The 13,003-nt window shown below is 60.2% G+C and carries 11 protein-coding genes; 6 read left to right on the top strand and 5 right to left on the bottom strand.

Going from position 1 to position 13,003, the window contains the following annotated elements; genetic code table 11:
• Nucleotides 1–39 precede the first annotated feature (39 nt).
• A complete protein-coding gene (locus J2T60_RS10035; protein ID WP_253449403.1) occupies nt 40–372 on the top strand; it encodes a 2TM domain-containing protein in 333 nt (110 codons plus the stop codon).
• On the opposite strand, the gene J2T60_RS10030 is transcribed toward J2T60_RS10035, so the two are convergent.
• Nucleotides 369–1,637 carry an NRAMP family divalent metal transporter gene (locus tag J2T60_RS10030; RefSeq protein ID WP_253449399.1) on the bottom strand — a complete coding sequence of 423 codons (1,269 nt, stop codon included), beginning with the start codon at nt 1,635–1,637 and terminating at the stop codon, nt 369–371. The two genes, J2T60_RS10035 and J2T60_RS10030, sit on opposite strands and share 4 nt — an antisense overlap.
• Nucleotides 1,638–1,919: 282 nt before the next feature.
• On the opposite strand from J2T60_RS10030, the gene msrA reads away from it, so the two are divergent.
• From msrA to J2T60_RS10015, 3 genes are all read left to right on the top strand, one after another.
• Entirely contained in the window at nt 1,920–2,396 is a 477-nt protein-coding gene (gene msrA / locus J2T60_RS10025) for a peptide-methionine (S)-S-oxide reductase MsrA (RefSeq protein ID WP_253449396.1), read from the top strand.
• A gap of 160 nt (nt 2,397–2,556) precedes the next feature.
• Nucleotides 2,557–2,967 (top strand): PilZ domain-containing protein, encoded by a 411-nt coding sequence (locus J2T60_RS10020; RefSeq protein ID WP_253449377.1) that lies wholly within the window; start codon nt 2,557–2,559, stop codon nt 2,965–2,967.
• A 141-nt stretch (nt 2,968–3,108) separates the two neighbouring features.
• Nucleotides 3,109–5,157, top strand: a complete 2,049-nt coding sequence (locus J2T60_RS10015) for a M13 family metallopeptidase (protein WP_253449374.1) — start codon at nt 3,109–3,111, stop codon at nt 5,155–5,157.
• 104 nt (nt 5,158–5,261) lie between these two features.
• On the opposite strand, the gene J2T60_RS10010 is transcribed toward J2T60_RS10015, so the two are convergent.
• Both J2T60_RS10010 and rlmM read right to left on the bottom strand, forming a co-directional pair.
• Nucleotides 5,262–6,092: a substrate-binding periplasmic protein gene (locus J2T60_RS10010; protein ID WP_253449320.1), complete on the bottom strand. Its 831-nt coding sequence runs from the start codon at nt 6,090–6,092 to the stop codon at nt 5,262–5,264.
• Nucleotides 6,093–6,197: 105 nt separating this feature from the next.
• Nucleotides 6,198–7,295, bottom strand: a complete 1,098-nt coding sequence (rlmM, locus tag J2T60_RS10005; RefSeq protein ID WP_253449317.1) for a 23S rRNA (cytidine(2498)-2'-O)-methyltransferase RlmM — start codon at nt 7,293–7,295, stop codon at nt 6,198–6,200.
• A 79-nt stretch (nt 7,296–7,374) separates the two neighbouring features.
• On the opposite strand from rlmM, the gene J2T60_RS10000 reads away from it, so the two are divergent.
• The gene (locus J2T60_RS10000; RefSeq protein ID WP_253449314.1) at nt 7,375–7,779 is read left to right on the top strand and encodes a TlpA family protein disulfide reductase; all 405 of its coding nucleotides are present in this window, start codon (nt 7,375–7,377) and stop codon (nt 7,777–7,779) included.
• 23 nt (nt 7,780–7,802) lie between these two features.
• On the opposite strand, the gene J2T60_RS09995 is transcribed toward J2T60_RS10000, so the two are convergent.
• Nucleotides 7,803–8,486: a hypothetical protein gene (locus J2T60_RS09995; protein ID WP_253449311.1), complete on the bottom strand. Its 684-nt coding sequence runs from the start codon at nt 8,484–8,486 to the stop codon at nt 7,803–7,805.
• Between the two features lie 132 nt (nt 8,487–8,618).
• Here J2T60_RS09995 and J2T60_RS09990 point away from each other — a divergent pair, with 132 nt between their 5' ends.
• Nucleotides 8,619–11,084 carry a CHASE2 domain-containing serine/threonine-protein kinase gene (locus J2T60_RS09990; protein ID WP_253449308.1) on the top strand — a complete coding sequence of 822 codons (2,466 nt, stop codon included), beginning with the start codon at nt 8,619–8,621 and terminating at the stop codon, nt 11,082–11,084.
• 448 nt (nt 11,085–11,532) lie between these two features.
• On the opposite strand, the gene J2T60_RS09985 is transcribed toward J2T60_RS09990, so the two are convergent.
• Nucleotides 11,533–12,912: an alanine/glycine:cation symporter family protein gene (locus J2T60_RS09985; protein WP_253449305.1), complete on the bottom strand. Its 1,380-nt coding sequence runs from the start codon at nt 12,910–12,912 to the stop codon at nt 11,533–11,535.
• Nucleotides 12,913–13,003: the final 91 nt, after the last annotated feature.

The following is a 13,003-nucleotide window of genomic DNA, read 5'->3' as shown; positions in this document are numbered from 1 at the left end:
TCAAGGTGATCGCGGCATGCCGGGAAGGGCCTTCCCGGCATGCCATTTCTCATTCAAGTTGCCCGTAAGCCACGAACCCGGGAATGCATCGTGACGGTCGGTGACCCGCACAAGAACCCCTATAAGCAGGCGGAGATCCATGCCCGGACGGTCCGGGATTTTCTCATCCATTTGGCCATTTTCCTGCCTTCCGCCGGCGTCTTGCTACTTATTGCCCTGGTGAGCAGTCCAATGCTGCTTTGGTTGCTCATCCTGGTGGGCATTTGGGGGCTGGGTTTCTTGCTGCATGCCCTGGCCCTGCTCCATCCCTTCCAGCACCTTTCCCGTCTTTGGGATGAGGACCGTCTGCGTCGGCGCTATCGCAAGCGTTAGCCCAGCAGTCGCCAGATGATCCACAGCAGGGAGAAGCCCAGCAGAAAGCCGATCCCCACCAGACTGAAAAGTCTCAGGCCGGGGCCTGGCCGGTGGGCCGCCGGCATGAGAGGCCCGGTAACCAGGCGATAGTTCAGCCACGCCAGCAGCGGTGCCGACAAAAAGGAGATAGTGGTGGCAAAATCCACCAAGGTGGTAAAGGCCTGCCCAAAGAAGTGGATAACGATCAGCGCCCCGCCCGCTACCGCAAAAAATCCCGTAATAAAGAGGCGACGGCCCCCGTGGTTCAGCTTGGGGCTGGCGAAACCGGCCAGCGCCGAAAGGACGCGAGGATAGGCATCGCTGACCGCCAGGGTGGTGCTGAACATGACGATTAGGGCGCCCAGGAGGATCACGGGCGTACTCCAGCTGCCCAAAGTCTGGCCGTAGAGACTTGCCAGCTGTCCGGCGAAGACCACCCCACTCTCTGACAAGGCTTCTTCGCTGCCATACATTACCGTTGCACCCAGAACCAGAAAGCAGACAGCCAGGAGAGTGGCCCCCACGTAACCCAGCTTGAAGTCGAACAGGGCATGCCGGACTGACGGTTGGTGGCCGGTATGGCGGCGCCGTTCCTGAGCCCAGAGGGAATGCCAGGCCGCCACATCCAGGGGGATGGGCATCCATCCCATCAGGGCCAGCAGAAAGGCGATGCCGGCACCAGACCAGAGGGAGGCCATTGAAGGTTCTGGTGGGCGGTCCGTCCAGCTTTCCGGGCTCAACAGAGCCAGGCTCACTGCCACCAGGGTCAGCAGGGCGAGCAAGGCCATGATCACCTTCATGCTTAGATCCAGGCCCCGAAAGCGCCCCAGTAGCAGAATCAGGCCGCAACAGCCCAGCACCATGGCCGACCAGGCTGTGGTGCCCAGAGGCAGGGGAAAAAAACGTCCGGCCAAGCCGGCGGTGACCACGGTGACGCTGGCCAATATGGCGAACATGGTGCCCACCGTGATCAGGATGTAGACGCCAAGTGCCCAACGCCCCATGCGGCGGTAGCCGTCCAGGAGGGAAAGGCCTGTGGCAGCGGCGTAACGGGGCCCGAACTCCAGGAAGGGATATTTCAGGGCGCAGACCAGAACCACCAAGCCCAGCAGCAGGAAGCCGTATTCCGCGCCGGCCCGGGTGGCCTGGACCAGGTGGGAGACGCCAACGGCGGCCCCGGCCATGAGCAGGCCCGGACCCAGGGTTTGCAGCAGTGCCTTGCGTTGACGGGGATCTGCCTTCATCGTTGCCTCCCATGCCCCAAAGAAGGCGTTGACAGTACCCAGCCACTCAGGCCATTGCAATTGTTGGATATTGGGTTAACCGAGCACTCGGCCGGACTGGGTTTCACCGCAGGGACGCCCCTGTTTTCGGGGTGTTTTTCCCGATTACTCACCTGTAGGCGAAGGCTGCTAAACTAATGGGAAAGAACGATAAGCTTCAATGGCAGAGGAACCCCGGGCAAGGCCACCAGTCCTAATCCATAGTACATAATACGGATCAGACCTTGGGGCAGGAGCGAGAGAATGCGATCAGAAAAAGCCAGTTTCGGCGCCGGTTGTTTCTGGGGCGTGGAGGCCCGCTTCCGGGAAATGGACGGCGTGCTGGAAACCCGTGTGGGTTATCAAGGGGGGGATCACGAGAATCCCAGCTACGAAGACGTCTGTACCGGAGAGACTGGCCATGCCGAGGTGGTGGAGATTCAGTTTGACCCCCAGCGGTTGAGCTATGAAGAATTGCTATCGGTTTTTTGGGAAATGCATGATCCCACCAGCCTGAATCGCCAGGGGCCGGATGTGGGTAGCCAGTACCGCTCTGCGATTTTCTACCATTCACCAGAGCAGAAAGAAAAAGCTGAAACAGCGCGCGAGGCACTGGACCGGTCAGGGCGTTTCAAGCGACCCATTGTGACCGAAATCAGTCCGGCCACGGCCTTCTATCCTGCTGAGGAGTATCATCAACGTTATCTGGAGAAGAAGGGGTTGAGCAGCTGTGCAATTTAAAAAACCCAACATTTTAAAAAAAAACCCAACATAAAGTTGGGGAGAGCGGATGGACTCAAGGAAGGAGGTGACGGATGCCGGGAATGCAGCCGTCTGATAAAGACACCCGATTGACCCTCGCCGATGTGCCCGGTCAATCAAAATACAGGGAGTGAAGGATATGGGCGAAATTGATCATTCAAGCAAACTGGGCGCCAGTGATGACCGCCGGGTATTCGAGCGAATCGATACCCAGCACCCGGTGAAGGTGCTGGATGGTCAGGGCAAGGCTCATTCTGCCCTGGCTCTGGATATTTCCCTGACAGGTTTGCAGATGCTCTGCAGTAGCAGCACCGCTCGGCAATTGCTGCCTGAATCAGCCATGCAGGGCAAGCTTGCCGGCGAGGAGTTGCGGATCCAGATGCAGCTACCGCTCAAGGACGGTCGCTACTCGGATGTAGATGCCCGCTGCCGGGTAGTGGCGGCCAGGGCCGATGAGGGAGATCGGTTCCGGATCGGTCTGCGCTATATCTGGTTCGAAAACTACACTTACGATGATCTGGAACGGTTCATCGACGACTGGCTCCACTAGGCTGTTTGTGGGAAGCTGCCCGATTATAAGGGCGGCGAGCTTGATCTCGGTTTCAGTCATCGGCCAGTTCCCACTCTGAATTGAACCCCGGGCGCCTGTGTGCGTCTGAATTTTTTTGTCCGAAAACTTTGAGGTGCAACGATGAGCAGACACCTGTTGGTGTTGCTGTGTGCAAGTGTTTTGTTTGCATGCGGCCAGGAAGAAATGGGAGAAGGAGCATCGTCCACGGATCAGGAGGCACCTCGTGCCTTGGGTGTGGACCTGGAAAATATGGACCGGGATGTTCGTCCCCAGGATGATTTTTTTCGTTTCGTGAATGGCGGCTGGATGGCGCGTACCGATATCCCATCTGACCGAGCGCGTTACGGGAGCTTTGACGAACTTCGTGAGCAGGCGGAAAGAGATCTGCGTGAGCTTGTGGATGAAGTATCCCAAGCCGAAGGTGTGGAAACAGGTAGCCCGGAGCAGATGATTCGGGATTTCTACATCAGCTTCATGGATGAGGAGCGTCTGGAAACGCTGGGCCTGGAGCCCTTGCAGCCCCTGTTGTCAAAAGTCACCTCCATTGAAGACCGGGATGAGCTCAAGTCCCTGCTGGCTGAGTTGCCGACTTATGGCGTCAACGGCCCCTTTAGTTTCTTTGTGCGTCAGGATGCGCGCGACTCCGAGCAATACATTAGCTATATCAGTCAGTCCGGGCTGGGTCTCCCCGAACGGGACTATTACCTGGATGAAGCCAATGAGGATGTCCGGCAAGCTTATCTTGAGCATATTGCCGAGATGTTCGAGTTGATGGGGCATGAATCTCCGTCACAAGCGGCCGATTCCATCATGGCCCTGGAAAGCGAGTTGGCAGAGCATCACTGGACCCGAGTTGAAAACCGGGACCCGGTGGCCACCTACAACCGCAAGGAAATGGCGTCTTTGAAAGAGTTGGCGCCGGGTATGAACTGGTCGGAGTTCCTGGATTCCCTTGGCGTGGAAGCGGTGGACGCCGTGGTTGTCCGTCAGCCTGATTATCTGAGTGAAGCTGACAGGCTCCTCTCTGAACATCCTCTGGATGATTGGCAGACCTACCTGCAGTGGCGGGTGTTGAGCCGTTATGCCCAATACCTGTCCAGCGATTTTGCTGATGCCCGCTTTGATTTTTCGGGCCGCGTCTTGCAGGGACTGGAAGAACAGGAGCCTCGCTGGGAACGAGCGATCCAAACGCTAAACAGCGTGGTGGGATTCCAGCTCGGCAAGCTCTATGTGGAACGCCACTATGATGAAGAGGCCAGCGAACGCATGGCCGAGATGGTGGACAACCTGATGATTGCCTTCCAGCAGACATTGGAGGAGTCCCCCTGGATGAGCCCGGATACCCGGGACGAGGCCCTGGCAAAGCTGGAAGATTTCAATACCAAGATTGGTTACCCGGATGAATGGCGGAGCTACGAGGGCCTGGAAGTGGACCCCGAAGATCTGCTGGGCAATGTGATGCGGTCACGGGCTTATGAGCATGAGCGTATGCTTAATCACCTGGGTGAAGAGGTGGACCGGGACGAATGGTTCATGACCCCGCAGACGGTGAATGCCTATTATTCGCCTTCCATGACCGAGATTGTCTTTCCGGCCGCGATCCTGCAGCCACCATTCTTTGATGTGAATGCAGACGATGCCATCAATTATGGTGCCATCGGTGCGGTGATCGGTCATGAGATCAGCCATGGTTTCGATGATTCCGGTCGTCAGGTGGACGGAGATGGGAATCTGCGGGATTGGTGGTCCGAGGGTTCGGAAGAAGAATTCCAGGACCGCTCCCAGGTGTTGGTGGACCAATTCAGTGCCGAAGAACCTCTTGAAGGGGTGAACATCGATGGTCGGGCCACTCTAGGCGAGAACATTGCCGACCACGGCGGCCTGCGGGTGGCCTGGCGGGCCTATCAGTTGTCCCTGGACGGAGAAGCGGCACCAGAGATCGAAGGATTCACGGGTGAGCAACGTTTCTTCCTGGGCTGGGGCCAGATCTGGCGAATCCAGTTCCGGGATGAGGCCTTGCGCCAGCACCTCCAGACTCGCCCCCATTCACCCGGCGAGTTTCGCGTCAATACGACCCTGCCGAATATCCCGGGTTTCTATGAGGCATTCGATGTCTCGCCGGACGATGAGATGTACCTGCCGGAAGAGGAACGGGCCAACATCTGGTAAGTCGATCTGACAGAGGGTGATTAAAAAAGGCCGGCCTGATGATTCAGGCCGGCCTTTTTTGCTTCCTGGAAGAGAATCGATGCTTGTCCTCGAAGCAGTCGGCGTCAGGGCTTCTGGTAACGGGCGGCGATTTCATCCTGAGTTCCGTCTTCCTCCAGTTCGGCCAGGACATCGTTGAAGCGTTCCACCAGCGGCTCGTCCACCGAGGATTGACTGAACATCAGGTGGACATCCCCACGGCCCAGCTCGTGCTCCAGGCGTACCACTTGCTCACCGAAGCCCAGACGCCGCTGAATGGACGTGGCCACATAGGGGTCCTCAATCATGGCGTCGATATCATGATCAATGAGGCGCAGCAGATTCAGGTCACCGATCCGGGCCCCCCGTAGAAGGACTTCGTGCTCGGGATCGGCCATGAGTGACTCCACCTCGCTGCCGTAAATGAAGCCTTCCGTGAAGCCCACCCGCCGACCGGATTCCAGCAGGGAAGTCAGGTCTTTGCCTTCCAGCAATTCCTGATCATCGGTCCGGATCCAGATGGTGAAGTACTCCACTCGATAAGGATCGCTGAAGTGGGCGAATTGAGCTCGGGCCTCGGTGTGGGTGGCTCCGGGAATCAGATCGATCTCGCCGGCGCGCAGCCCGTCCAACAGGGTCAGGAAATCGTCCTGGACAAAGTCGAGCTCGCAATCCATTCGCTCGGCGGCGGCGCGGACCAGTTCCACGTCCAGCCCGTCCACCTCACCCTTGGGGGTCATGTAGTGGTAGGGCTCCCAGGGATCCCAGCCCATGGTCAGCTGACAGTCGCTCACCGCTTCGGGCGCCGCCTCGTCGGTGGCGGTTTCCTCCGCAGGGGGCTCCGCCTGTTCACAGGCTGACAGGAGCAGCAGGACACAGGCTCCCCAGAACAATGTATGAATGCTCGCTTGTCTCATGACGCCTTCCCCTCTGCCGGATGAAGTGCTCTAGGGGGCTGACCCCACCCTAAAGCGTAGCAGGCCTTCCGGCGAATGGCGGCAATGGGACGAGCTGCCCACTGACTATTTTCGAGCGCCGGGCCCGTCAGGGTCCACGGCCAGTACCGTGATCTCCTCCCGGTCGTGGTAGAGCTGGCGGGCCCGGAGTTCGAGACTGGGGCGGCTTTCCGCCAATGCCGATTCTAGGCCCCAAAGCAGATTGCGAACGATGGGCCAGGGCCGCTTCATGGGGAGTTTGAGATTGAATACCGCGTGCCGGGTCCAGCTCTGGCCCAGCCATTCCTGCATGCGGGCCGCCACCCGCCCCGGCTTGTCCACCATGTCGCACAATAGCCAGTCCACCGCCCGCGGCGGCCGCCAGGTGAAACCATCCGCCCGCACATGCTCCACCAGCCCGCTGTCCATCAGGGAGGGCGCCATGGGGCCGTTGTCCACTGCCGTGACCTGGATATGACGACGCACCATCTGCCAGCTCCAGCCCCCGGGTGCGGCGCCCAGATCCACCGCCCGAAGCCCCGGCTGAAGCCAGCGGTTTCTTTCCGCCTCACTGAGCAGGGTCAGCAGCGCTTCTTCCAGTTTCAGGGTCGAGCGACTGGGGGCTTGGCCGGGCATGCGCAGGCGTCGGATGCCGCCTGGCGGACTGGCCGGATCCTGGTTGAAACCAATGCTGACCCGGTTGGAATCGGGGAAAAATAAATGCAGGCGAGGGGCGCCGGGCAACGCCAGATCGATCCCCTGTTGTTCGGCACCCTGCCTGAGGGCCCGGCCAAAGCCCTTGAGGAATCGGGACAGTGCCTTGCCCTCATTGCTGTCCGGCGCACTGAGCTGGATCCCCTCAAAGCCTTGATGACGGGGTAATGCGGCCAGAATGGGGCTGAGCCGGTCACGCTGGGGTAGTCCTTCCATCCAGCAATGTTCATGGATCAATTGACGGGCAAAGATGTGGCCCGTGGGCGCCTGCTCCACCATGGCCCGGGCCTGGTCCGGGTCCGGCTGGCACAAGCGCAGATAGGCGCTGTTTGCCTGGGCGATGGCGTAGGTGCCGAGGATGCCTTGCGCGCGGGCCCGTTCCTCCATCTCGGCGGCAGTGGCCGATTCCATGCCGGGACGACAATGGAGCAGCCAGTTGGGGGCGTGCAGGCTTGCTTCAACCGTGGCCATGGTGCGGTGATTTCCTGTCGCTTCGGTTAGAATTGGCGGCCGAGATCGAACTCTACCGTGAAATGTCCGGGAGCATGGCATGAAATCCTTTGCGAAGCCCTTGTCCGTTCTGTTGATCCTGGCCGCCCTGATTCTGTTGGGCTGGCTGCTACTGAGCATGCTGCCCATGGGCTTCAGCACCGATCTCAGCGTGATCGGTACCGGCGAGCCGGCGGTGGTGCTGGTCCATGACCATAATTATGTCGAGAGCGTGGATCTGATGGATCAGTTGGGACAGGTTCGCGACCGTCATCCTGATGCCATGCATTATCTGGTTGCCGACCTGAATACGCCTCGGGGGGAGCGCTTTGCCGAGCAATACGACGTGGACGCGGTGACCCTGGTGTTGTTCGACCGGCACGGTAACACGGTGGCCCGCAGTGCCGGACGCAAATCCGCGACCGAAGTGGAGGCCTGGCTCAGCGATCACTTACCGCCCTTCTAGCGCTGTCCGACCCGGCATTTCACCTAGTAGCCCCGTCCGAAGCCCAGGGTGATGCGACGATCCTCCCCGGTATTAGTCAGGCCAAGAGACAACCAGCCGCTGTCATTGATTCGCAGCCGGGTTTCAATAAAAGCGTGATCATCCGGTCGCCAGCTCAGGTTCCGGCTGGGCCCGCGACTATCCCCGTCGATTCTTTCCTCGCCGTCCCAATGCCGGCGGGTCACACCCACGGTGATGGCCCAGGCATCCCGCTGCCAATCCAGCCCCACACGGCTGCTGGTTTCGCGCAGGTCCAGACTCAGGCTCTCGTCTTCCGCCAGATCACCGCTCACCTGGATCCAGCCATAACTGGCCTCCCAGACCATCGCCAGTTCGCTGTTGTGGGGGTGGCGCCCCCCCAGGCTCAGGCCCAGTTGCCAACCACCCATGCGGGGGGAATCATCTCGGCCCGGCTGCTGCCAGCGAATGGAGGGAAAGCCTGCACTCAGGCCACCGTAAATGCCCCCGGCAACGACTTCCTGGAAATGCAGGCCGGCGATCTGCTGCTCCAGTTGTCGGTCTTCGCCGGCCACTGTCGGGTGCAGGGTTTCACTGCTCAGGCGGGCCTCATAACGCAGGGACCAGTCTCCATCCCAGTCCCGGGCCATGGCGGTCTCAACCAGAGCAAGACAAAGAAGCACGCCTAGCAGTTTGAGTATCACTTGCATGATGCTTTCCTGATGGTTTTGGGCAGCCCATGGGCCGGGCTCGCGCCGCAGGTATAGTCTGGTGTAGCCTCTGACATCTGCTTGGGGAGATTATTCCATAATGTCAGCTCATCTGGCCGGGGGCCGTTTGCATTGAATTGGCTGAGACATGATCGTTTTGTCGGTCTGATCGTTGCACTTCTTGTGGGCCTCGCCGGCTTGGCGGGGGCGTGGAGCGTCGTGGACGGTCAGGTTTCCGAATGGGGAATGCGGCTGGCCCCTGAACGTGGGGCCGGTGATCATGTGTTGCTGGTGGAAGTGGATGATCAATCCCTGCGGCGTTTTTCCGATTGGCCGGAATTGGCTGAGGCAGTGGGGGAAGCGGCGATATTCAGCCGGGAAAGTGGTGCCCGAGTGACCGCCCTGGTGTTGCCCCCGGACTGGGGGCTGGCCGGGCCCGTGGCGGATGCCTTGCTGGCCGCTCGCCTGGATGGGCCCGGTACCGTGTTGCTTGGTCTGCCATACCGCAGTTGGTCCTCGACAGACGAACATCGATCCCTGGAAGCGGACTGGCTGCCGGATTATCTCCGTGCCAGCGCCCTGAACCTGAACCTGCAGGCCAGCTTTCAGGACCAAGTGCAAGGCTATCTCACCGCGGCTCGGTCCATGCCGGAGGGGCGCCTGTTGCCGGTTCATCCTGGCCTGAGCAGTGAAGTGGACGGGGTGGGCTTTCTGCCCCATGCCGAACAGCGTTTGGCGACCCGTCAGCCGGCCGCCTTGCTGCACAGTGATGGTATGTATTTCCCCGCCCTTTCGGTTCATATTGCTGCCCGCATGCTGGATGACAGCGCCTCCGCGATCCGGGTGGAAGACCAGTCGGGCCTGACCCTGGGGTCCCAGCGTATCAGCACGGATACCGGCTATCACTTTCAGCCCCATTTTTATGCTGGCGGCGGTGACAACGCCCTCCAGCGAGTCTCTTTGAATGATGTGCTCGAAGGCCGGGTGGATGCCGAAAGCCTGGCGGGAAAGGCCGTGATCCTAGGCACTACCTCCGCCCAATGGGCCGATCGTCTGCCCAGCCCATTGGGCGTGGACATGAATCCCCTGGAAGTGGTGGGGCATCACAGCAATGCCCTGATACGGGGGGATGTCTATGGAGCCCCCGACTGGCTGGCTGTCCTCCCCTGGGCTGTTCTGGTGGTGGTTGGTCTTTATCTAGCTTATCTATTGCCCCGGGTCGGCTTGGCCACGGGCATTGCCCTGACCCTGCTGTTGGCGGTGGTGCTTTTCAATGTGCAGCTGGTTATGCCCATGGCGCGCATGATGCGCCTGGACTTGGCCATGCCGGTAATCGCCTTGCTCACCGGTCATCTGGCTCTGGGGCTCAAGCAGTATCTGGCCGAGCGGCGGCAGTTGTTCTCCGGTGAGTTGTCCGAGGCTAACCGCTTGCTGGGCCAGGCCTGGCAATCCATGGGGCGTCTGGATGCGGCGTACGAGCGGCTCAAGCTATGCCAGCCCGAGCCCCGCCTGCTGGATCAGCTCTATGACCTGGGCCTGGATTTTGAACGGCGTCGCCTGTTTGCCAAGGCCCAGGTGGTGCTTCGTCATATCAACCGCCTTTCCCCGGGCTTTGCCGATGTGGAAGCTCGGATCCGAAAGCTCGGGGTGCTGGAAAGCAAGATGGCCCTGGGCAGCAGCCGGGGCGGGGTGCGCTCACTGGTGCTCACCGAGGACGGCATGCAAAAGCCCATGCTGGGTCGTTACGAAATAGAGAAGGAGCTGGGCCGGGGTGCCATGGGGGTGGTTTATCTGGGCCGCGATCCCCGGATTGGCCGTACCGTGGCGGTGAAGACCGTGGCCCTGTCGGAAGAGTTTGAAGGCGAGCAGTTGGAGAAGGTTACCGACCGTTTCTTCCGGGAAGCGGAGACCGCGGGCCGTCTGAACCATCCCAGCATTGTCACCATTTACGATGTGGGCGAGGAAGCCGATCTGGCCTACATCGCCATGGATTACCTGGACGGCAGCAGTCTGCAACGTTACACCCGTCCGGGCAAGCTGCTGCCCGTGCCCACGGTGTTCGACATCATCGCCCAGGTGGCCGACGCCCTGCATTACGCCCATGGCCATCATGTGGTTCACCGGGATGTGAAGCCGGGTAACATGATCTATGACCGGCGTACCCGCCGAATCAAGGTGACCGATTTCGGCGTCGCCTGCCTTACCGATGCCAGCAAGACCAAGACCGGCACCATTCTGGGGACACCCTCGTATATGTCACCGGAGCAGGTGCTGGGCAAGAAGGTGGATGGCCGTTCCGATATCTTCTCCCTTGGCGTCACCTTCTATCAGATGCTGCGCGGCGAGTTGCCTTTTGATGGCCAGCCCCTGGCGACGCTGATGTACAAGATCGCCAATGAAAAGCATCCGGATGTCCGCCACCTGCGCCTGGATTTGCCCCCCTGTGTCGGTACCATCATGGACAAGGCCCTGGCCAAGAGGCCGGAAGAGCGTTTCCAGACCGGCGCCGAGATGGCCAAGGCCCTGCGTCAATGCCGCAAACAGCTGGCTGCCAAATCCACTCGGGGCCAGGACAGCAAGGCAGACGGAAGCCGTTGAGTTCTCCGTCCCGCGAAGCCTCTGGTTTTAAGTCTCTCGTAAGATTCAGTCGTGAAGTTAAAACAGAAATCTACATCCTCAGCTGGCTGTAGTTGGAGTGGCCCGGGTATTCGCTAAGAAGCCATGCCCTGAATCTGCCCAATTCCAACATTGATTAGTGTTTCAATGGCTGAACGCCACAATGCAATCCGATCAAAACCCTACGCGGCGATTCAGGCTTTGCCAGCCAGAGGGGGGTGGGCTTCTTTCAAGACTTCACGGCTCGAGCACAGGGTGGAACTGTCCAGGGACGCATGGACCCATCCCTGGGGCTCTGGGCGCGACATCCTTGGCGAGTGGCCTAGCCCTGGCCAGTCCCACCCTGCACTCGATCCTCCTGAATTAAAGCAGTGGAGGGGATGAGCTGGCTTCGGCTTCGTTCGAACTGCTCAAGGTTTAAGGACTGCCCTTAGCCTTCCTTCTCCTCCTCCCGCAAGCGGGCAAAGTAATCCCGGGCGGCTTCCATGACACGGGGTGCCAGCAGGAGCGTTGCGGTCATGGTGGGAATGGCCATCAGGGCATACATGCTGTCGATCAGGCCGAATACCGCCTCCAGCGAGACCACTGCCCCCAGCACCACCAGCAGGGTGTAAAAGTACTTGTAGTAATGCTGGCGTTCAGCTCCGATAAGAAAGCCCAGGCACTTGGCGCCGTAATACCAGAAGGTGAACATGGTGCTGGAAGCGAAAATCAGCACCACAAAGGCAATGATATAGGCGCCCAGGCCATAGGGCAGAACCTCGCCGAAGGCCTGAGCGGTCATGCTCGCCCCGCCCAGGCCTTCCTCTTGCCAGACGCCGGTGACCAGGATCACCAGGGCGGTACAGGTGCAGACGATCAGGGTATCGATCACCGGACCCATCATGGCCACCAGGCCTTCCCGAACCGGTTCACGGGTCTTGGCCGCCCCGTGGGCCATCACCTCGGTGCCGATGCCGGCCTCGTTGGAAAAGGCCCCTCGCATCACCCCGATGGTGATCATGCCCAGCACGCCCCCGCCGATGGATTGGGCGGTGAAGGCGTCCGTGACGATGAAGGCCAGATGGCCGGGCAGTTCCGGCAGATGGGCCGCCAGGACAACGGCGGTCAGCAACAGGTAAACGGCCACCATGGCCGGCACTAGCCGGGCAGCCACATAGCCCACCCGCTTGATGCCGCCGAAGATCACCGAGGCCACAATGGCCGCCACGGTGATGCCGAAGATCAAATCAAAGAGGAAATGGTCATCCGGGTCCACCAGTTCCGCAGGGATAAAGACAACCTCCCGCAGGGTCTCGGTGAGCTGATTGACCTGCACAATGGGTAGGGTGCCGAACAGACCCACCACGCAGAAGAATACTGCCAGCCAATGCCAGCGGGATCCCAGGCCTTCCCGGATGATGTACATGGGGCCGCCCTGGAGCTGACCACGACTGTCTCGGCCCCGGTACATGATGGACAGGGAGCAGGTAAAGAATTTGGTGGCCACCCCCACCACCGCGGTGACCCACATCCAGAACACGGCACCGGGCCCGCCGGTGCCGATGGCCACTGCCACCCCGGCGATATTGCCCAGGCCGAGGGTGCCGGACAGTGCCGCCGACAGGGCCTGGAGATGACTGATGTCGCCGGGATCATCGACGTCGTCGTATTTGCCCCGCAAGATGGCAATGGCATGACCAAAATAGCGATAAGGCCCCATGCGGCTATAGATCAGAAAGAACAGGCCGCCACCCACCACCAGGACGATCAGCGGCGGCCCCCACAGAAAGCCCGCCAAGGATTGCAGTGCCTCACCAAGGGCGTCCATAGCAACGTCTCTCTATCAGTCGGCAAAGCCTTACAGCATAGCATCCAGCCTCGGAGGCTCGTGGTATCTTGGGAGGGTCAGTGAAAAGGAT

It is taken from the genome of Natronospira proteinivora (assembly GCF_024170465.1).
Taxonomy (GTDB): Bacteria; Pseudomonadota; Gammaproteobacteria; order Natronospirales; family Natronospiraceae; genus Natronospira; species Natronospira proteinivora.
Note: the sequence above shows the minus strand (reverse complement) of the source record. Positions and strands in the feature narration are given on the sequence as shown.